General features: G+C 73.8%; 17 protein-coding genes and 1 pseudogene. 13 read left to right on the forward strand and 5 right to left on the reverse strand.

Features of this window, described 5'->3' with window-relative positions; genetic code table 11:
- The first annotated feature begins 2 nt into the window (after nt 1-2).
- The 5 genes and pseudogenes from S1361_RS08680 to S1361_RS08695 all read left to right on the forward strand — a co-directional run bounded on the left by S1361_RS08680 (nt 3) and on the right by S1361_RS08695 (nt 6813).
- Nucleotides 3-707 (forward strand): L,D-transpeptidase family protein, encoded by a 705-nt coding sequence (locus tag S1361_RS08680; protein WP_208031261.1) that lies wholly within the window; start codon nt 3-5, stop codon nt 705-707.
- 110 nt (nt 708-817) lie between these two features.
- Entirely contained in the window at nt 818-1204 is a 387-nt protein-coding gene (locus S1361_RS08685) for a hypothetical protein (protein WP_208031262.1), read from the forward strand.
- The gene (locus S1361_RS08690; RefSeq protein ID WP_208031263.1) at nt 1201-1815 is read left to right on the forward strand and encodes a hypothetical protein; all 615 of its coding nucleotides are present in this window, start codon (nt 1201-1203) and stop codon (nt 1813-1815) included. The genes S1361_RS08685 and S1361_RS08690 overlap by 4 nt, the downstream gene beginning before the upstream one ends.
- An 11-nt stretch (nt 1816-1826) precedes the next feature.
- Nucleotides 1827-2453 (forward strand): annotated as a pseudogene (locus tag S1361_RS39075) (caspase family protein); the annotation flags it as partial.
- Nucleotides 2454-2517: 64 nt separating this feature from the next.
- Entirely contained in the window at nt 2518-6813 is a 4296-nt protein-coding gene (locus S1361_RS08695; RefSeq protein ID WP_243769124.1) for an HD domain-containing protein, read from the forward strand.
- Nucleotides 6814-6822: 9 nt separating this feature from the next.
- On the opposite strand, the gene S1361_RS08700 is transcribed toward S1361_RS08695, so the two are convergent.
- Together S1361_RS08700 and S1361_RS08705 are read right to left on the reverse strand one after the other, a co-directional pair.
- Entirely contained in the window at nt 6823-8298 is a 1476-nt protein-coding gene (locus S1361_RS08700; protein WP_208031264.1) for an ATP-binding protein, read from the reverse strand.
- Nucleotides 8295-9035, reverse strand: coding sequence for a response regulator transcription factor (locus S1361_RS08705; RefSeq protein ID WP_208031265.1), 741 nt, complete (start codon nt 9033-9035; stop codon nt 8295-8297). The genes S1361_RS08700 and S1361_RS08705 overlap by 4 nt, the downstream gene beginning before the upstream one ends.
- A gap of 156 nt (nt 9036-9191) precedes the next feature.
- Here S1361_RS08705 and S1361_RS08710 point away from each other — a divergent pair, with 156 nt between their 5' ends.
- The 8 genes from S1361_RS08710 to S1361_RS08745 all read left to right on the forward strand — a co-directional run bounded on the left by S1361_RS08710 (nt 9192) and on the right by S1361_RS08745 (nt 17179).
- Entirely contained in the window at nt 9192-10550 is a 1359-nt protein-coding gene (locus S1361_RS08710) for a ferredoxin reductase family protein (RefSeq protein ID WP_208031266.1), read from the forward strand.
- Between the two features lie 29 nt (nt 10551-10579).
- Nucleotides 10580-11032: an FMN-binding protein gene (locus tag S1361_RS08715; RefSeq protein WP_208031267.1), complete on the forward strand. Its 453-nt coding sequence runs from the start codon at nt 10580-10582 to the stop codon at nt 11030-11032.
- A 59-nt stretch (nt 11033-11091) separates the two neighbouring features.
- The gene (locus S1361_RS08720; RefSeq protein ID WP_208031268.1) at nt 11092-12474 is read left to right on the forward strand and encodes a ferredoxin reductase family protein; all 1383 of its coding nucleotides are present in this window, start codon (nt 11092-11094) and stop codon (nt 12472-12474) included.
- A 16-nt stretch (nt 12475-12490) separates the two neighbouring features.
- Nucleotides 12491-13270, forward strand: coding sequence for an FMN-binding protein (locus S1361_RS08725; protein WP_208031269.1), 780 nt, complete (start codon nt 12491-12493; stop codon nt 13268-13270).
- On the forward strand, nt 13263-14066 hold the full coding sequence (locus S1361_RS08730) for an FAD:protein FMN transferase (protein ID WP_243769125.1): 804 nt from the start codon (nt 13263-13265) through the stop codon (nt 14064-14066). The genes S1361_RS08725 and S1361_RS08730 overlap by 8 nt, the downstream gene beginning before the upstream one ends.
- Nucleotides 14067-14185: 119 nt before the next feature.
- Nucleotides 14186-14356: a hypothetical protein gene (locus tag S1361_RS08735; protein ID WP_208031270.1), complete on the forward strand. Its 171-nt coding sequence runs from the start codon at nt 14186-14188 to the stop codon at nt 14354-14356.
- A 73-nt stretch (nt 14357-14429) separates the two neighbouring features.
- Nucleotides 14430-16244, forward strand: coding sequence for an ABC transporter ATP-binding protein (locus S1361_RS08740; RefSeq protein WP_208031271.1), 1815 nt, complete (start codon nt 14430-14432; stop codon nt 16242-16244).
- Complete coding sequence (locus S1361_RS08745; RefSeq protein WP_208031272.1) at nt 16241-17179, forward strand: serine/threonine-protein kinase; 939 nt, start codon at nt 16241-16243, stop codon at nt 17177-17179. Before S1361_RS08740 ends, S1361_RS08745 begins: the two co-directional genes overlap by 4 nt.
- Here the strand turns inward: S1361_RS08745 and S1361_RS08750 are convergent.
- From S1361_RS08750 to S1361_RS08760, 3 genes are all read right to left on the reverse strand, one after another.
- A complete protein-coding gene (locus S1361_RS08750) occupies nt 17160-17915 on the reverse strand; it encodes a hypothetical protein (protein WP_208031273.1) in 756 nt (251 codons plus the stop codon). The genes S1361_RS08745 and S1361_RS08750 overlap by 20 nt on opposite strands.
- A complete protein-coding gene (locus tag S1361_RS08755) occupies nt 17905-18492 on the reverse strand; it encodes an RNA polymerase sigma factor (protein WP_208031274.1) in 588 nt (195 codons plus the stop codon). The genes S1361_RS08750 and S1361_RS08755 overlap by 11 nt, the downstream gene beginning before the upstream one ends.
- Nucleotides 18493-18600: 108 nt before the next feature.
- On the reverse strand, nt 18601-19146 hold the full coding sequence (locus tag S1361_RS08760; protein ID WP_208031275.1) for an arginine repressor: 546 nt from the start codon (nt 19144-19146) through the stop codon (nt 18601-18603).
- Nucleotides 19147-19152: the final 6 nt, after the last annotated feature.

The raw sequence follows: 19152 nt of genomic DNA on the forward strand, positions 1-19152 counted from the left end.
CCATGCGCCCCGGTGTGGTCCTCGCCCTCGTCTCCGCCTCCTGCCTCGCCCTGCTGGGCGCGGCGCCCGGCTCCGGTCCGGTGCCGCTGCCCGCGACGATGGCGGACACGGGCGGCGGCAGTCAGCTGATCGTCGCCCGGGCCCCGGACACCGGCGCCACGGCGGGCACGGTCAGCTGGTGGGACCTGCGGGACGGGCAGTGGGTGCAGGCAGGGTCGGCACCGGCCCGGTTCGGGGCGGGCGGACTGGTGGAGGGCGGCAGCCGCGTACAGGACACGAAGACGACACCGACCGGGCTGTACGACCTCCCCTTCGGCTTCGGGACCAAGGCCGCGCCGGCCGGTACGACGGTCGAGTACCGCCCCGTCGGAGACGGTTCCTGGTGGTGCCAGGACAACGCCTCCGCCTCCTACAACCGCTGGGTCGATCCCCTGCCCGCCGACTGCCGCGCCACCGAGTCCGAGCACCTGATCGACTACCCCGGGCAGTACGCGTACGCCCTGGTGATCGGCTTCAACTACGACCGGCCTGTGCGGGGGCGGGGTGCCGGCATCTTCCTCCACGTCAACGGGGTCGCGGCGACGGCCGGTTGTGTGTCGGTGCCGGAGGGCGCCATGCGGCGGATCCTCGCCTGGGCACGCCCGTCGGCGAAGCCGCACATGGCCATCGGCACGGACAGCGGGGACACGGCGGTCACCCGGTACTGACGGCGCGATCAACCGCTGCCCAAGCGCCCTCCAGGTCCCCGAACTCCATTGTGGCACCGCGCTGTCAGTGGGCGGTGCCATCATGGATCCCTTGCTGACGGGGAGGGGACATGGCACAGGAGCACGACACCGCGCCGACCGGCGGCCATGCCTTCACGGCCGCCTGGGCCGAGGAGGACCTCGGACCGACGGCCGCCCCCTTCACCTACCGCTCCTCCTCCGACGGTCACGGCGTCGTGATCGAGGGCGACTGCCCCCGCTGCCACGGCAGGACCAGGACCGAGTACACGCGCGGCCTGCCGGGCACCGGCACCAAGGGGCTGCTGTCCTGGCTCGCCGGCCGCAGCCTGGAGCCGGAGGACGACGCGGAGACCCTCGTCCGTGAGGTGTACTTTTGCGAGTGCGGGCACCCCCACCCGAATCTGCCGCCGGACGCCCCCGTCGGCTGCGGTGCGAGCTGGCGGATCACCACGCTCGTGGAAGGCGGGACCCCGTGAGCCGCCAGGCGGACCGCCGTTGGGACCAGCTCGCCCGGGAACTGCGGTTCACGCAGCTCCCGGAGCTGCGCCGGCAGGCGGAGGGCTGGCGCAACGGGCTTGCCGGCCTCACCGCGCTGCTCACCGTCTTGGTCGTACTCAAGGGCCGCGACGACCTCACCCAGCTCCCGGACACCGCACGGCTGGCGGCGAGCGCCGCGCTTGGGGCCGCGTTCCTGGCATTCGTCGCCGGGTCGCTGCTCGCGATGCGGGCCGCGCACGGCCACCCCGGCGACCGGATGCTGCTCGCCGGCCAGGCGCTGCGCCGCTGGACGGAGCACGAGACGCTCCGCGTCAGCCGGGCCCTGCGGTGCGCCGCACTGTGCTTCGGAGCCGGGCTCGTGCTGGTGACGGGCGCCGTCGCCGTGGCCTGGGCGACCACTGAGTCGCCGCCGGACCACCTGATACGGGTCACCACGACGGCCGGAGAGCGCTGTGGGGAGTTCGTGGGTTCCGGCCGGGACGGGGTCATCCTGAGGATCGCGCAGGACGGCGGCCGCGAGCGGCTCGTCCTGCCCTCGCGCACGGTGCTGACGATGACCCCGGTCGGCACGTGCGGTGCGGCACAGTGACGGGGGACGGGATGAGGGCCACGCGCATCGCCCTGCTGATCGGTGTGGGCTCCACACCCGACGCCGCCCACCGGTTCGCCCCGCTGGAGGATCCGGTCGCCGCGGACCAGCGGCTGCTGGCCTCAGCCCTCACGGCCTCCGGATACACGGTGGAGACGCTGGAGGACGCGACCCGCGCGGAGATCGTTACACGTATCGACGAGGTCGCCCGGGGCGTTCCGGCCGACGGAACCCTGCTGCTGCACTTCTCTGGGCACGGGCTGCGCATCGGCGCCACCGACTATCTCGTACCGTCCAACGCCCGCGCCCCGCGCGACGGTGACGGCTGGCGGCCCTCATACCTGGAGTCCCTGTTGCCCGCCGACATCAGCCCCTACCTGGCCGACTGCCGGGCGCGGATGGTGCTGTGGCTGATCGACGCCTGCCGCGACCAGCCGGCCGAGGGCACGCCCGTCTTCGGCAGCAGCATCCTCCGGGGGCAGCCGGACGGGCGGTTCGCCGTGCTGACCGCTGGCCGGGCGGGCCAGCGCGCCGGGTACACCGCGGAGGGCAGCTTCTTCACCGCGGGACTGGCCGAGGCCCTCGGCCCGATGACCGTTGCGCGGACCGTGCAGGAGGTGTTCGACACGGCGCGACGGCACGCCGTGCGCTCGGCACGCCGGCTGCTTGGTGAGCAGCAGGAACCGCAGATCTACTACAGCGGTGAACGACGAGGCGCGGGCCACGGTCGTCTGCGAGGGGCGCCGGCTGCTGGAGACGTGGCGGGAGGCGGTCGCGGAGACCATGCTCTGGGACCGGGTGCCCCCGGAGGATGCGGGCTGTGTGCCCCGGCTCAAGGAGGCGCTGACCCAGCTCGTCGAGGACTGCGCGGTCACCGTGCACCGCGTGCAAGAACGGATGCCGGACCCGTGGGCCGACGACGACTTCCCCGTACGGCTGCTGTGCGACCGGTTGCCGGAGCTGCTGCCGAAGACGGTTGCTTTGTCCGCGCTGGAAGCGGCAGCGCTGGTGGCGACTCCCTTCCTGCACGAGGCGGCCTGGGCGGGCCGGTTCAGTCATGCGGCGGAGATCTCCGCGTACTCGGTGGGACGGCAGAAGAACGGCGACGCCTGGCGGCGGCACTACGAGCAGGTGGCCGCGCACCATCCGCACATCGCGGAGAAGGTGTCCCGGTGTATGAGAGGCGGCCGTCCCGACGACGCACACGGCGTGGCGCTGTGGCTGGTGCACCGCTGGATCGCCGAGCTGTTCGAGACGGCGGAGGAGCCCGTGCCGCAGGCAGGGTCCCTGGGGCTCGCCGCCGCGTTCCTGGGCCGCGACGAGAGCGACCACTACACGGCCGAGCTGTCCCAGGCCCTGCGCGCGATCGCCTCCGGCATGTCCCTGGGCGCACCCGTGGCCGCGGGCGACGCCCACGACCTGGAGTTCCCGATACCCGGAGCCGGGCGGCAGTCGCTGCGGACCACCGAGTCGGCCGCCCTGCTCCATCTGGCCTCGGTGCTGGCCGTGGACGCGCGCCGGCTGCCCGAAGTGCTCGCCGAGCATCTCGCCGGCTCCGATCCGGTCCACCCGCAGGAGGCCGTGCACGCGGCGCGCGCGGTGCACTGGCACGCCTCCGGCGGGGAGCTGCACCTGGACGCGGCCTGCCGGCACCCCGCGCTGCACGCGGCCCTCGCGCAGCTGGCCGAACACGCCGACGAACTCGCCCGCGAGCTGCGCGAGTCGATGCGCCGCCTGCCCCCGTCCCGGTCCGTCGTGCTGTCCGGGGTGCCGGCGCGCGTCACGGACCGGGGCCTGCGCCCCAGGGAGGAGCGGGGCCGTAGGGCGTACGACGTCCCGCTGCTGCGCTTCCAGCTCGCCCAGACGGAGGTGCGCGAGCTGCTGATGGGCGAACGCCTCTACGACGGCGAGCCCCAGCTCGCGCTGCGTGAGCTGTACCAGAACGCGATGGACGCCTGCCGCTACCGCGCGATGCGCCACCGCTATCTGGAGGCCAGGGGTGAACAGCCCGGCTCCTGGGCGGGGCAGATCACCATCACCGAGGGAGAGGACGAGCGCGGCCGGTACGTCGAGTGCCGGGACAACGGCGTGGGCATGGGCCTGGAGCAGCTCCGGAGCACGTTCACCATGGCTGGGCGCCGTTTCGAGCAGTCCCGCGCGTTCCGCAAGGAGCAGGCGGACTGGCACCGGCAGGACCCGTCGCTGCGGCTGTATCCAAACAGCCGTTTCGGCATTGGTGTGTTCAGCTATTTCATGCTCGCCGAGGAGATGACGGTCGTAACCCGGCCGGTCGGCGTCGACGGGATTCCGGAGCGGAAGGCGCTGCGGGTGGAGATTCCGGGCAGTGCGAACCTCTTCCGTATCCAGGTGCACGAAGCCGCAGGCGACAGTCTGCTGGAGGGCGGCACGCGCATCCGGCTGCACCTGCGGGACTCGGTCCTGAGGGGCGGGCAGTCGGCGCTGGAAACGCTGCGGCGGCTGGTCCTGGTCAGCGAGTTCGATCTGGAGGTGCGAGACGTCTCCGGGCAGGGATGCCACTGGCGGCCCGGCGTGCTCCAGTACGACGCCGAGGACGATGAGCCGGCCTTCGTGGAGGGCGTGCCGCAGCTGCTGTGGTGGGTCGACGGCAAGGGCGCCGTCCTGTGCGACGGCATCGCGACGGACCAACAGCCCTTCGGCTACGTCCTCAACCTGACCGGCCCGCACGCGGGAGAGCTGAGCCTGAACCGCAAGCAGCTCAAGGCGTACGACGATGCCTGGGAGCGGGAGCAGTGGGCGCGCGGCGCGGCGGCGCTGGCCTCGTGGCCGGGGCTGAACGTGCCGTGGCTGTGGCGGCTGGAGCGGGAGAGGCTCGCCGCCGCTCGGGTGCTGTGGAAGGAGTGGCGGGGCAAAGGGATCGTCGTACAGCAAGGAGCAGGGCGTCCGGTGGTGGATCTGGACGCCGTCGGCTGGTTCGAGCTGGACCAGGGCCTCGGGATGTCCAGCGACACGCCCGCACGTGACGAGAGACGCCAACTGGTGGCCCCCTGGCGCGCGGCGGCCCTGCCGGGCACGCAGCCGACTCGGTCCAGCGGCCCGCGTCCCGCCTCGCTGGCCGCGTATCCTGTCCCTGCCCCGGGCTGGTCGTACGTCGCGATGGGCAACCCCGCGGACTGGGATGCCAACTGGCCCTACTCGATCCGTCCCGAGGACTGGCGTTCGGTCGTCGCGGTCGCCCACGACCTGGACATGACGGTGCTCGACGTCCTGCGGATCCGGCGCGCCCTGCGCCTCGCCCATCCCCGGCTGAGCCCGCCCCCCGTCCGGGACGGGGATCTGGCCTGGACGCCGCGCCTGCTGGACACGCACATCATGGAAGCGCTGCTGAGCCGCCCAGCGACCCGGGGACGGTGGCGACGGCAGGGACAGAACGACTACTTACATCCCGCTGACGACCTCGGCGGCATCGTGCGCGTCGGCGGCGCCTGGACGCTCGGCGAACTCATCGAGGAGTGCCGCAAGTACCAGCCCTTCCTGGCCGCTCCCGTGCCGTTCGTGCCACCGCATCATCAGGATCATGTCTGCGCCAGCGACGATCTGACCCTTCTGTACGTCAAGGACGCCTTGTCGGGTTGGCACCCGACCCGCCGGCCCTGGGACGTCCTAGATGCGGCGCGGGCCCTTGAGATCGACGTGACGGAAGCGGTCGACCGGCTGGCCCGCTTCGCGTGGCTGGGCTGGGCGGTACCGGACGCGGACGAGGTCGAGCGATGGGCCACTGTGCCCGAGGAGATCCTGGGCGTGCTGGAGGAGTTCTGCCTGGTGGACGGCTCCGGGGTGCTCACGCTCCCGTGGGCGGCGACCTTCGCCCTGGCCGGCGACGAGGACGTCCCTCTGCACCGGGCCGAGGAGAAACTGCAGCGATGGTCCGGGTTCCTCGGTCTGACCTACCAGCCCCGTCACGACGGGACGTCGTACGGGAACCGCGTGGTACCGACGGCCTCGACGGCCACCTTCGTCCGCCAGGTGCACGCGGCGGGACTGCCCCTGGAGGAGGGGCTGAGCCTTCGTGATCTGGCCTATGTCAGTCCCGTGCACGGACTGACGAACCGGGACGACCTGGCCCAGGCGGCCGAGGAGTTGCGCGACGCCGGGGTCGACGTCCCCATCGCGGCGGGCGGGCTGCTGAGGGCCTGGGACGACATGCCCTTCCCCACCCGTGCCGCGTTCTCCGCCGCCGACCTGTCCTGGCCGGGCTCTGACTATCCGGTCCTGCCTTCCTCGGACGTGCTGTTCCTGGCGAGCGTCAACCTGAAGGCAGCGCTGGCGGCGACCTGGGAGACCGCGCGGCGCGAGGCGAAGCTGTTCGGCCTGCCCGTCCCCCGCCTTCCGGCCGCGCTGCGTGATCTGCGCCCGGGGATGGAAGAGGCCGATGCCCTGCTCGACTGGGGGATCGGTGAGGACGACGAGTGGTTCGAGTCGCCCCGGTGGACACCCCTCACCGGTAAGGCCCTTGCCGTCTGCGCGCGGTCCTGGCGCTCGGGCGCCGCGGCCGCCTACGCACGCCTCGCCCCGCTCAGGGAGCTGGGCGCCCTCGTCCCCGAGCTGTCACCGGAGGATGTGACGCGCCTGCCGTCCCACGTGCCGGACACCGAGGACGTCCTCGCCCTGGGCGTCGAGCACCGCGTCTCCGCACCGGGCGAACCGCTCTGCCCCCTGGACCTGGTCAGCCTGGCCGGCCGCCTGGGCGAGCCGGTCGACCGCACCTGGGGGCGCATCGCGCCCTACCTCCCATTCGAGCCGGCCCCGGACCTTCCGGCGGACGCCGTCCCCGCCGTCCTCCCGCTGTGGCAGGACCTGATCCTGCTGTCCCGCAGGGCGGACGGCGCGCTCCCGGCGCTGGAGGGACGGGTGGACGCGGAGCACCTACGGTTCGCGGCGCACGCGGTCGGCGAGAGCGAGGGCTGGGTGCGGGAGCGGCTGGCGCTGTACGCCGGGCTCTTCCGGCTGGAGCTGTGACAGAACCCGTCAAGGCGCGGCGGGCAAGCTCACCGTGAACGTCGTGGCACCTGGCCGGCTCTCCAACCCAACGCGACCCCCGTGCGCCGCCACCACCGCCGCCACGATCGACAGGCCGAGGCCCGCTCCGCCGCCGGGGGCGTCGGCCACGCGGCGGTGTTCGGCGCGGGTGAAGCGTTCGAAGACGGTCGGGCGGATGTCCTCGGGTACACCGGGGCCGTCGTCGTGGACGGTGACGCGGGCCTCGCCGGTGACGCTGCCGGTGCCGGGGCCGGTGTCCAGGGTGATCGTGACCTCGGTGCCCGCAGGTGTGTGCACACGGGCGTTGGCCAGCAGGTTGGCCACCACCTGGTGGAGGCGGTGCGCGTCCCCCGGCACGGTCACCGGCTCCTCCGGCAGGTCCAGGGTCCAGCGGTGATCGGGGCCCGCGGCCCGGGCGTCCGCCACCGCGTCCAGGACCAGACGGGTCAGATCCACGGGCCGGCGCTCCAGCGGGCGGCCCGCGTCCAGGCGGGCGAGCAGGAGCAGGTCGTCGACCATCTCGCCCATGCGGGCGGACTCGGCCGTGATGCGGTGCAGGGCGCGGGTCACCTCCGGTGGCACCGGGCCCGGGTGCAGCAGGGCGAGTTCGGCGTGCCCGCGGACCGAGGCGACCGGGGTGCGCAGCTCGTGGCTGGCGTCGGCGGCGAAGCGGCGCAGCCGCTCCTCGCTGGCGTGGCGCTTGGTCAGCGCGTCCTCGACATGGCCCAGCATGCGGTTGAAGGCGGCCGCCACCTGGCCGACCTCGCCGTGCGGGTCGGTGTCCGGGGCCCGCGGCGGCAGCGCGACCTCGCCGCTGGCCAGCGGGAGCTCGCTGACCCGGGTGGCGGTGGCGGCGACCCGGCTGAGCGGCCGGAGCGACCAGCGGACCCAGCAGGCTCCGGCCACGCCGGTGACGACCAGGGCCAGCCCGAAGACGACGCCGGCCACCAGTTCCAGGCGGTGGACCGTGGCCTCCACCGGCTCCAGCGGGAGGCCGACGACCAGCACGTCCCCGTCCCGGCCCGGGGAGGCGACGACCCGGTAGTCGTGCAGGGCGGACAGGTCGACGGTGCGGGGCCGGCCGTCGGCCGGTACCCGGGCCAGCCGGCTCGCGTCCCGCGCGGTCAGGTCCACGTTCAGGTCGGCCGCGGGGTCGCCGGAGCGGATCAGCCCCTTGTGGGTGACCGTCCCGTCGAGCAGGCGGGCGCCGAAGGTGCCGGTGGCCGTGCGGCGGGTGTCGGCGTGTTCGTCCCCGTCGTGGTCGTCGGGCAGCCGGCCTTCGTGCTCCAGGCTCTCCGGGAACCGGGTGCCGACCTGGGCGAGCTGTTCGTCCAGGCGCCGGGTGAGGAAGCCGTTCAGCTCCACGACCGCGGCCAGGCCGACGGCCGCGCAGCTCACCGCCAGCAGCGTCACCAGCCCGACGGTGAGCCGGGTGCGCAGGGTGCGGGGGCGCGGCGGCCTCACCGGGGCACCGGCTTCAGGACGTAGCCGGCGCCGCGCACGGTGTGGATCATGGGGTCGCGGCCCGCGTCGACCTTCTTGCGCAGGTAGGAGATGTACAGCTCGACCACGTGCGCCCGGCCGCCGAAGTCGTAGGACCAGACCCGGTCGAGGATCTGCGCCTTGCTGAGCACGCGGCGCGGGTTGCGCATGAGCAAGCGGAGCAGTTCGAACTCGGTCGGCGAGAGCTCGACCAGCTCGCCGGCCCGGGTCACCTCGCGGGCGTCCTCGTCCATCATCAGGTCGCCGACGATCAGCCGCGGGCCCTCCTCCTGCACGCGGGCCATCCCGGCCCGGCGCAGCAGGCCGCGCAGCCGGGCGACGACCTCCTCCAGGCTGAAGGGTTTGGTGACGTAGTCGTCGCCGCCCGCGGTGATCCCGGCGATCCGGTCCTCGACCGCGTCCCGGGCGGTGAGGAAGAGCACGCACACGCCGGGCCGCACGGCGTGCAGGCGGCGCAGCACCGCGAAGCCGTCGGTGTCGGGGAGCATCACGTCCAGCACGACGGCGTCGGGCAGCAGCTCGCGCGCGGCGGCGAGGGCGGCGGCGCCGTCACCGGCGGCGCGCACCTCCCAGCCCTCGTAGCGCAGGGCGCCGGTGAGCACCTCGGCGAGGTCGGGGTCGTCGTCGACGACGAGGACGCGCAGCGGGGTGCCGTCGGGGCGGGTGAGGGCCGGCCGGCCGGAGCGGGTGGTGTTCATCGCGTCTCCCAGCATCGCTGCTCCGGGGCGCGCGCGGCGGCCCGCCTGCCTGTGAGTTTCCTCTGAGTCCGGCCGGGACGGCGGCCGCTCAGAGCCGCCTCAGAGGTTCGCCGCGCACGGTTGCGGGGCCGACGGACGAAGGGACGGCGAACACTGATGAGCCCCGTGGATGCGCGACGGGCGGCTCCCGCTCCGCCGCTGCCCGTGACCGGCCGGCGCTCCCTCGCGGGAGTCGTACCGGCCCTGCTGTGGGCGGGGGCGGCGGCCGTCCTCGCGCTGTGGTGGGCGGACACCGGGTCGGTGGTGGGGGCGGCCGGCCGGCTGACCGGGGCCGGGCGGATCGCCGGGCTGCTGTGCGGGTACGCCTGCGCGGTGCTGGTCGGTCTGATGGCCCGGGTGCCGGTGCTGGAGACACGGGTCGGCTCGGACCGGGTGGCACGCTGGCACGCGCAGGCCGGCCGGTACACGCTCTGCCTGCTGCTCGCGCACATCGTGCTGGTCCTGGCCGGGTACGCCGCCCAGGACCGGGCCTCCCTGTGGCACGAGGCGGTCACCGTCGTCCTCGACTATCCGGAGATGCTCAAGGCCACCACCGGCACGGTGATCCTCTTCGCGGTCGGCGTCACCTCGGCCCGGGCCATGCGCCGCCGCACCGGGCACGAGTTCTGGTACTACGTCCACCTGCTCACCTACGCGGCCGTGTTCCTGGCGTTCGGGCACCAGCTGGCGCTGGGCGACCAGTTCAACGGCAGCACGGTGGCGACCGCCGCCTGGTACGCGCTGTACCTGGGCGTGTCGGCCCTGGTGCTGTGGTTCCGGGTGCTCGCCCCGATCCGGCTCAACCTGCGCCACCGCCTGACCGTGGACTCGGTCCACCGGGAGGCACCGGGGGTGTACTCGGTGGTCGTCCGCGGGCGGCGGCTGGACGGGCCGGCGGCGCGGCCGGGGCAGTTCTTCCGCTGGCGGTTCCTCACCGAGGGCATGGCGTGGACGTCGACGCCGTACTCCCTGTCGGCGCCGCCGCGCCCCGGCCTGCTGCGCATCACCGTCAAGGCGCTCGGCGACCACAGCGCGGCCGTGTCCCTGCTGCGCCCCGGCACCCGGGTGTGGGCGGAGGGCCCGTACGGCGCCCTGACCGCCGACCGGGCCACCGGCCGGCGCACCCTGCTGATCGCGGCCGGTGTCGGCATCACCCCGCTGCGGGCGCTGTTCGAGACGCTGCCCGACGAGGTCACCCTGCTTTACCGGGCGCGCGGTGCCGAGGACCTGGCGCTGGGCGGCGAGCTGGAGGCGATCGCCCGCCGGCGCGGCGCACGGGTGCTGTACGCGCTCAACGGGCCCGGCGGTGAGCGCCCGCCCCTCAACGCCGAGGCGCTGCGCGCGACCTTCCCCGGCCTGGCCGGACACGACGTCTTCGTCTGCGGTCCGCACGGCTTCGCGCAGGACGTGTACCGGGCGCTGCGGGCGGCCGGGGTGCCGGACCGCCGTATCCACCACGAGTCGTTCGAGCTGTGACGCACCAAGAGGCGTGGAGAGGCCTGGACATGCATGCGTTGAACAAGAGCCGCCCGCTGCGCCGGATCGTGCTGGCGAGTGCCGCGACGGTCTCCGGGACGGTGCTGCTGCTGGCGCTGAAGCCGCACACGGCTCCCCCGCTGGTGACGGCGGACACCAAGTCGCCTGCCGCGTCCAGCAGTTCGGCGCCGAACCGGGCCGCCGGGACCAGGACGGCCACCGGGGACAGCGTCCGGACCCGCTGGGGTCCCGTCCAGGTGCGGGTGACGGTGGAGGGCGGCGAGCTGACCGACGTCACGGCCGTCGCCTGCCCGCAGGACGATCCGCGCGACCAGGAGATCGACGGCTACGCCCTCCCCCGGCTGCGGCGGGAGGCGCCGGCGGCGCAGAGCGCGCGGATCGACTCCGTGTCCGGAGCGACGTACACCAGTGACGGATACCGCCAGTCGCTGCAGTCCGCGCTGGACTCGGCCGGCCTCTGAACACCCGGCTCATACGGCACGTATGTGTGGGCCAAGGGTCAAGTCCCCACGGAGGAACCGTGACCACCACGCTCGCAGGCGGACGTGCCGCCCGCCGACAGACGATGCGCCGCATCCGTCCGCGCCGCTCCCCGGCCGTCCCGCTGCTGCTCGCCGTCTGGGCGGGCGCCGCGGCCGTGCTGTGGCTCTGGTGGCACAACACCCCCGCCGTAGCCGACACCACGGGCCGGATCCTCAACGCGGGCCGGATCACCGGTCTGCTGGCCGGCTATCTGATGGCGCTGGTCGTGCTCCAGATGGCGCGCGTCCCGGCGCTGGAGCGGCGGGTCGGCTCGGACCGGGTGGCCCGCTGGCACGCGATGAGCGGCCGGTACACGCTGTGCCTGATCGTCGCGCACGTCTTCCTCACCATGTGGGGATACGCGCTCCAGGCGGGCAAGTCGCTCGGCGACATCGTCCAGCAGACCGTCGACTCCATCAACCAGCTGCCGGACATGGGCAAAGCCGCCATCGGCATGGGTCTGTTCGTGGTCATCGGGCTGACGTCGATCGGCCCGGTCCGCCGCCGGCTGCCGTACGACGCCTGGTACCACGTCCACCTGCTGACCTACGCGGCGGTGTTCCTGACGTTCTGGCACCAGATCACCACCGGCAACGACTTCGCGGTGGAGCCCACCGCCAAGACCTTCTGGTACGGCCTGTACGGCGCGGTCACCGCGCTGGTGCTCTGGTACCGGATCCTCACCCCGATCCGGCTGAACCTCCGCCACCGCATGCGCGTGGAGGCGGTCATCGAGGAGACGCCGGGCATCGTGTCGGTGCTGATCGGCGGGCGGAGGCTGCACCGGATGGGTGCGGAGGCGGGCCAGTTCTTCCGCTGGCGGTTCCTCGCCCCCGGCATGCGGTTCAGCTCGCACCCGTACTCCCTGTCGGCCGCCCCGCGCCCCGACATGCTGCGGATCACGGTGAAGGCGATCGGCGACCACAGCGCCCGGCTGCGCGAGCTGACGCCCGGGACGAAGGTGTGGGCGGAGGGCCCGTACGGGGCGCTCACCGCGCAGCGCCGCAGCCGCGGCAAGGTGCTGCTGGTCGCGGGCGGGGTGGGGATCACGCCGATGCGGGCGCTGTTCGAGACGCTGCCCGGGGCCGCCGGGGACATCACGCTCCTGTACCGGGCCAACACCACCCAGGACCTGGCGCTGTGGGACGAGCTCGCGGCGATCGCCGAGGAGCGGGGCGCCCGGCTGATGTACGCGGTGAACAGCCCGGAGGGCGAGCGGCCGGACATCTCCGCGGAGAACCTCCAGCGGAAGATCCCGGACATCGAGACGCACGACGTCTTCATGTGCGGCCCGCCCGGGTTCGCCCAGTCGGTGTACGAGGCCCTGCGGGAGGCGGGGGTGCCCGCCCGCCGTATCCACCACGAGTCGTTCGAGATGTGAGCGGAGCTGCGAAGCGATGAGGAAGAGCCACCCCGTGCGGCGGGTCGTGCTGGCCACCGCCGCGACCGTGTCCGGTGTCGTGCTGCTGCTGTCGCTGAAGCCGGCGTCGGATCCGGCCGCCGCGTCGGCGGCGGGCGCGGCCCCGCAGCAGACGGCGGCCGGGCAGGAGTCGCCGCAGGGCGGGACGCAGGGCGCCCCGGCCGGCTCCGGCACGGTGACCGGTGACGCGGCGCAGACCCAGTACGGGGCCGTGCAGGTACGGCTGACCGTCAGCGGCGGGAAGATCACGAAGGCGGAGGCGGTCCAGGCGCCCAAGGGCGGCCTGAGCGACCAGAAGACCCAGCTCGCCGTCCCCAAGCTCAACCAGGAGGCCGTCGCGGCGGGCACCGCGGACATCGACGCCGTCTCCGGGGCCACGTACACCAGCGAGGGCTACCAGAAGTCGCTCCAGTCCGCGCTGGACAAGATGAAGTCGGCGTCGCCGGGTGCGGCCGGTTCGGCCGGTTCGGCCGGTTCGGCCGAGGCCCGGACGGTCACCGGGAAGGCCGTGCAGACCCAGTACGGGCCGGTGCAGGTCCGGATCACGGTCAACGGCGGGAAGATCACGAAGGCGGAGGCGGTCCAGGCGCCCAAGGGCGGCCTGAGCGACCAGAAGACCCAGCTCGCCGTCCCCAAGCTCAACCAGGAGGCCGTCGCGGCGGGCACCGCGGACATCGACGCCGTCTCCGGGGCCACGTACACCAGCGAGGGCTATCAGAAGTCGCTCCAGTCCGCGCTGGACCAGGCCGGTGGCTGACACGGTGGCCGAGGAGGCCGAGGCGCCCGCCGCGGTGCGTCACGCGGAGGAGGTCATGGGGACCGTCTTCTCCTTCGACGTCCGCGGCGGGGAACCGGACGCGGTGCGGGCGGCGCTCGCCGAGGCCGTCGCCGGGCTGCACCGGGCGGACGCGCTGTTCAGCACGTACCGCGAGGACAGCGAGGTGTCGCGGCTGGCCCGGGGTGAGCTGACCGTCTCGCGGTGCGCCCCCGAGGTGGCCGAGGTGCTGGAGCTGGCGGCCGAGGCGGAGCGGGTCAGTGAGGGCTGGTTCAGCCCGCGCTACCAGGGCCCGCTGGACCCCACCGGCATCGTCAAGGGCTGGGCGGCCGAGCGGGCGGCCCGGGTGCTGGCGGCGGTGGCCGGGGTGAGCGGGGTGAGCGTCAACGGGGGCGGGGACGTGCAGCTGCTGGGCGCGCCGGATCCGCAGCGGGCCTGGCGGGTCGGGGTGGCCGATCCGCTGCGGCCCGGCGGGCTGGCGGCGGTGATCTCGGCGGCGGGCACGGCCGAACTGGCGGTGGCCACCTCGGGCACGGCGGAGCGGGGAGCGCACATCGTGGATCCGCGCACCGGTCGTTCCGCGGTGACGGACCTGTTGGCGGTGACGGTCGTGGGACCCCGGCTGACCTGGGCGGACTGCTGGGCCACGGCCGCGTTCGCCATGGGCTCCCGGGCGGGCCTGGCGTGGCTGGAGTCCCTGCCGGACGTGGAGGCCCTGCTGATCACCGCGGGCGACGAGGTGCGGTGCACCGGGGGGCTGGCGACGCGCCTGGGCTGAGGCACCCGGGCGGCGGCCCTCACCTTTTTCGCCGGCAACGCCATCTTTTCGTCCGGAACGCCATCCGCCGCACGCCTTGGGACGTATCCCATGTGAGGCAAGTTCCGGGAGGAAACGACATGGCCATCTTCAGCCGCCTGCTGCCCGCGATGCGGGACCGTGACGACGACACCTCACGGCACGACAGCTCGGGACACGGGCACCGTCACGGCGACCACGACCACGGTCACGGTCACGGCCACGGTCACGGCCATGACCACAGTGGCCACCGTGGCCACGACAAGTACTGATCGCACACGACGCTGAGCGGACCGGAGGCCGGAGGACCCGGTCCGCTTCGCCGATCCCCGAGGAACGCACGCCATGGCGCATGTCCTGCGGCGTCTGCTCTCGCTCGGCGAGACCTCCGACGCCGTGGTCGAGGCCGCGCCCCCGCTGTCCCCGCGCGAGGTGTTCCGGCGGTTCTGGCCGTACACCCGCGGCGGCCGGCGCTGGCTCGTGCCCATCGTCGTGTTCAGCCTGACCGGTCCCCTTGTCGACGCCGCCGAGCTGTGGCTCTTCAAGGTGGTCGTGGACGAGGTCCTCGTCCCCCGCGACCTGCACCCCTTCCTGTGGATCGCGCCGGCCTACCTGGGTCTGGTCGTCTGCTCCGGCATTCTGGGCTTCGCCGACGACGTCACCGCCACCTGGGTCGGCGAGCGCTTCCTGCTCGCCCTGCGCTCCGACGTCTTCCGGCACGTCCAGGGGCTGTCGCTGGGCTTCTTCGAGCGGCGGCGGCTCGGGGACGTGCTGTCGCGGGTCACGGGCGACGTCGACGCGGTGGAGACGTTCCTGCTCTCCGGGGTGGCGGACGCCCTCTACTACGTGGTCCGCCTCGGTGTCTTCCTCGGCCTGCTGTGCTACCTGCGCTGGGACCTGACCCTGCTCGCCCTGGCCATCGTGCCGCTGTTCTGGGGCGCCGCCCGGCACTTCTCGCGGCTGGTCAAGGAGGCGTCCCGGGAGCGCAGGCGGCGCAGCGGCTCGCTCAGCGCGATCGCCGAGGAGTCGCTGGGCAACGTCGTCCTGGTGCAGGCGTACAACCGGCAGGGCTGGGAGGAGCGCCGGTTCGAGCGGGAGAACCTCGGCCGGTTCCGGGCGGCGATGGCCTCGGCCCGGATCCGCGCCGTCTACGGCCCCGTCGTGGAGATCATCGAGGTGGCCGGCGGCCTCACGGTGATGGGTCTGGGCACCTGGAAGCTGGCCCAGGGACAGCTGACGCTCGGCGGACTGCTGGTCTTCCTCGCGCTGATCGGCAAGCTGTACGGCCCGGTCCGCGGACTGTCCCACCTCGGCACCACGTTCTACGCGGCCTCCGCCTCGGCGGAACGGATCATCGAGCTGCTGGACCAGCGGCCCCAGGTCGCCGAGGCCCCCGGCGCCCGGCGGATCGGCCGCGCGCGGGGCGACCTGGAGTTCGACGGGGTGTGGTTCCGCTATCCCGGCGGCTCGTCCTGGGCGCTGTCGGACGTGTCCTTCCACGTGGCGCCCGGGGAGACGCTCGCGCTGGTCGGCGCCAGCGGGGCCGGCAAGTCCACCGTCGCCAAGCTCCAGCTGCGCTTCTACGACCCCGACCGGGGCGCCGTCCGCCTGGACGGGACCGATCTGCGGCACCTGCGCCTGTCCGACGTGCGGGAGAGCGTCGCGGTGGTGCTCCAGGAGACGCTCGTCTTCCACGGCACCGTGCGGGACAACATCGCCTACGGCCGGCCCGGGGCCACGGACGCCGACATCGTCGCCGCGGCGCGGGCCGCGGACGCGCACGAGTTCATCGAACTGCTCCCCGACGGCTACGACACGCTGGTCGGCCAGCGCGGCCGCACCCTGTCCGGCGGACAGTGCCAGCGGCTGGCGATCGCCCGCGCGATGATCCGGGACGCGCCCGTGCTGCTCCTGGACGAACCGACGGCCGGGCTCGACGTCCGGTCGGGCCGCCGGATCATGGACCCGCTGCGCCGGCTCATGGCCGGGCGGACCACGGTGGTCATCTCGCACAACCTGCTGACCGTCCGCGACGCCACGCGCATCGCGGTCCTCGACCACGGCCGGATCGTGGAGCACGGCGGCCACGACGACCTGCTCGGCCACGACGGCACCTACGCCCGGCTGCACCGGCTGCACACGGGAGCGGTGCCGGCATGAGCGGCACCGCCGTATCCGGCGCCCCGCCCCTTCCCCCCGGCACGGAACCGGTTCCGGGCTACGAGATCCTCGCGGGCCTGGCCCGCACCGGCTGGCAGGACGTCTACGACGCCTGGAGCGCGGAACGGGACTGCCGGTGCGTGATCAAGATGGTGCGCTCCGACCGGCGCGGCGAGCGGCGGCTGGGCGAGCGGTTGCTGCGCGAGGGGCGGTGGCTGCGGGACTTCACCCATCCCCACCTGGTGCGCGCCTACGACGTCCGCGCGGAGCCCGAGCCGCTCGTCGTCCTGGAGACGCTGACCGGTGAGACGCTGTCCCACCTGCTGCACCGGCTGCGGCACCGGCCGTCCGCGGCCGACGTGGCGCTCCTCGGGGTGCAGCTGTGCTCCGCCGTCCACTACCTGCACGGCCGGGGTCTGCTGCACCTGGACATGAAGCCGTCGAACGTGGTGGTGGAGCGGGGACTCGCGAAGGTGCTGGACCTGAGTGTCGCCCGGCCTCCGGGGCCCGCCCCGGCGGGCGTGGGCACCTGCTGCTACCTCGCCCCGGAGCAGGCCCGCGGCGGAAGGCTCACGGCCGCCGCCGACGTGTGGGGCATCGGCGTCACGCTGTTCGAGGCCGCCTGCGGTGACCTGCCGTTCGACTGCCGCACGACCGGCGGGGCCACCGAGCGGCCGTACGCCGGCGACGAGCCGTGCACCGGGACCGGCACGGGTGACCCGGACGACTGGTATCCGCAGCTGGAGCGGACCGCGCCGCCGGCCGGGTCCCGTCGGCGGCTGCCGCCCGCGCTCGCCGCCGCCGTCGACAGCTGTCTGCGGCCCGACCCCCCGGCGCGGCCCACCGTCGCCGGACTGGCCGCCGCCCTGGAGGCCGTACTGCCCGTGCCACGTCGCGGTCCGCGAGCGGGGCGGTTCACGCCTCCGGGCTCGTGACCTGCCCCTTCTGCAGCTGAGCGGTGGCGAGGACGGTGCCGTCGGGGGAGATCAGGCGGACACCGGAGTACCGGGTGAGGTCACCGGGCACCGCCACGCCCCAGTTCCCGTGTCCGTCGCGCAGGGCGAAGTCGCCGACCCGCAGGCTCGCGCCGTCGGGGCGGTCGAGGAGACAGGTGACCGTGCCGGTGTACCGGGTGCCGGGGCGGGTGAGGGCGACGGACACGAAGACCCAGCCGGGCGGACCGGGGTGGGCGTAGACCTCGCCGACGGGCGCCCCGCCGCGCCCGGCCGGGGTCATGTCCCCGACCATGACCGGCTCGGACTCGACGGCGGGCGGCGAGGCGACGACCTCCTCGACGGCGGTGCCGATCACCCAGCCGGCGAATCCGACGGCGGCGGCGAGCGCGGCCCCGACGGCAGCGGCCCGTGCCCGGGCCCGCCGGACGCCGCGGTACGCGCCGCGGGAGCGGGCGGGCCGCTGCCCCTCGGACGCGGTCGCCTGCCGGGCGAGGCCGCGCGCCACGCGGGTCTCGAAGCCGGGCGGCGGCTCGCGGTCCGGCAGCAGGCCGACCAGCCGGTCACCGACCTGGGTCAGCTGCCGGACGTACTCCCGGCACTCCGCGCACCGGTCCAGATGGGCGACCGCCTCGGCCCGCTCCCGGCCGGGCAGCACGCCCAGCGCGAGCTCGGGTCCGATCTCCCGCAGCTCCTCGCAGTCCACGTCACCGGACATGGTCGCCTCGCTTCGCAGACGCGACGGCGGTGCGCAGTTTTGCCATCGCCGTCCTGATCCGCGTCTTGGCGGTGCCCAGCGGGATCCGTTCCGCGTCGGCGACCTGGCGGGCCGTCATGCCGTAGATCCCGGCCATCATCAGCGCCCTGGCCTGCTCCCGGGGCAGCCGTGCCAGGGCGGCCCGGACCTGGGCGGAGGCCTCGTCGGCCAGCGCCCACTGCTCAGGGGTCTCGGTGACGACGTCCAGCAGGTCCTCGAGGTCCTCGGGCGCCATCGGCTCCGTCCGCCGGGCACGGACGGCGTCGATGGCCAGGTTGTGCGCGATGCTCGTCAGCCAGGTCATGACCGAGCCGCGACGCGAGTCGTAGATCTGCGCATGACGCCACGCGCGCTCGAACGTCTGCTGGGCGACGTCCTCGGCGAGTTGCTGGTCCCCGGTGACGGCCCTGGCCACACCGAAGACCCGGTGCTGGAACCTCCGTACGAAGAGCACAGCGAGCTCCGGATCTCCGGCGGCCAGCCCGGACAGCAGAACCTCGTCCGGGAGGCGGCCGACGGGGAACCGGTTTCCCGACACACCTCTGTATACGTTCGACGGCCGCCAGGGGATTGCCCGTCCCCCGGCCCGCTCGCCGCGGAAGATCACATGCCTATTCTGCGTCCGCCGGGCGGACCGCGCATGCGGTCAGTGGCCGTTCTGCGCCAGCCGCAGCAGATGGTCCGCCAGCGCCTGCCCCCCACTGGGGTCCCGGCTGATCAGCAGCAGGGTGTCGTCGCCGGCGATCGTGCCCAGGATGTCGTGCAGTTCCGCCTGGTCGATGGCGGAGGCCAGGAACTGCGCGGCGCCCGGCGGGGTGCGCAGGACCACCAGGTTCGCCGAGGCCTCCGCGGAGATCAGCAGCTCCTGGGAGAGCCGCCGCATCCGCTCCTCCTTCGCCGACTCCCCCAGCGGCGCGCGCGGTGTGCGGAAACCGCCCTCGCTCGGCACCGCGTAGATCAGGTCGCCGTCGGTGTTGCGGATCTTCACCGCGTTCAGCTCGTCGAGGTCCCGGCTGAGCGTCGCCTGTGTGACGCTCAGCCCGTCGTCGGCGAGCAGCTTGGCCAGCTGGCTCTGCGACCGCACCGGCTGACGGTTGAGGATGTCCACGATCCGTCGGTGCCGTGCGGTGCGGGTCTGCGGCACGGCGGGTCCGGCCCCCGCCGCCTGCTCATGGTCCTGCGCCTGGCTCATCGTCGT

The organism is Streptomyces cyanogenus (assembly GCF_017526105.1).
GTDB classification, from domain to species: Bacteria; Actinomycetota; Actinomycetes; order Streptomycetales; family Streptomycetaceae; genus Streptomyces; species Streptomyces cyanogenus.

Coding starts and splice junctions, on each gene's coding strand:
- S1361_RS08705 (WP_208031265.1), bottom strand. CDS start 9,035: ATGAACACCACCCGCTCCGGCCGGCCGGCCCTCACCCGCCCCGACGGC.
- S1361_RS08680 (WP_208031261.1), top strand. CDS start 3: ATGCGCCCCGGTGTGGTCCTCGCCCTCGTCTCCGCCTCCTGCCTCGCC.
- S1361_RS08725 (WP_208031269.1), top strand. CDS start 12,491: ATGAGGAAGAGCCACCCCGTGCGGCGGGTCGTGCTGGCCACCGCCGCG.
- S1361_RS08760 (WP_208031275.1), bottom strand. CDS start 19,146: ATGAGCCAGGCGCAGGACCATGAGCAGGCGGCGGGGGCCGGACCCGCC.
- S1361_RS08715 (WP_208031267.1), top strand. CDS start 10,580: ATGCATGCGTTGAACAAGAGCCGCCCGCTGCGCCGGATCGTGCTGGCG.
- S1361_RS08735 (WP_208031270.1), top strand. CDS start 14,186: ATGGCCATCTTCAGCCGCCTGCTGCCCGCGATGCGGGACCGTGACGAC.
- S1361_RS08685 (WP_208031262.1), top strand. CDS start 818: ATGGCACAGGAGCACGACACCGCGCCGACCGGCGGCCATGCCTTCACG.
- S1361_RS08745 (WP_208031272.1), top strand. CDS start 16,241: ATGAGCGGCACCGCCGTATCCGGCGCCCCGCCCCTTCCCCCCGGCACG.
- S1361_RS08710 (WP_208031266.1), top strand. CDS start 9,192: ATGAGCCCCGTGGATGCGCGACGGGCGGCTCCCGCTCCGCCGCTGCCC.
- S1361_RS08740 (WP_208031271.1), top strand. CDS start 14,430: ATGGCGCATGTCCTGCGGCGTCTGCTCTCGCTCGGCGAGACCTCCGAC.
- S1361_RS08750 (WP_208031273.1), bottom strand. CDS start 17,915: ATGTCCGGTGACGTGGACTGCGAGGAGCTGCGGGAGATCGGACCCGAG.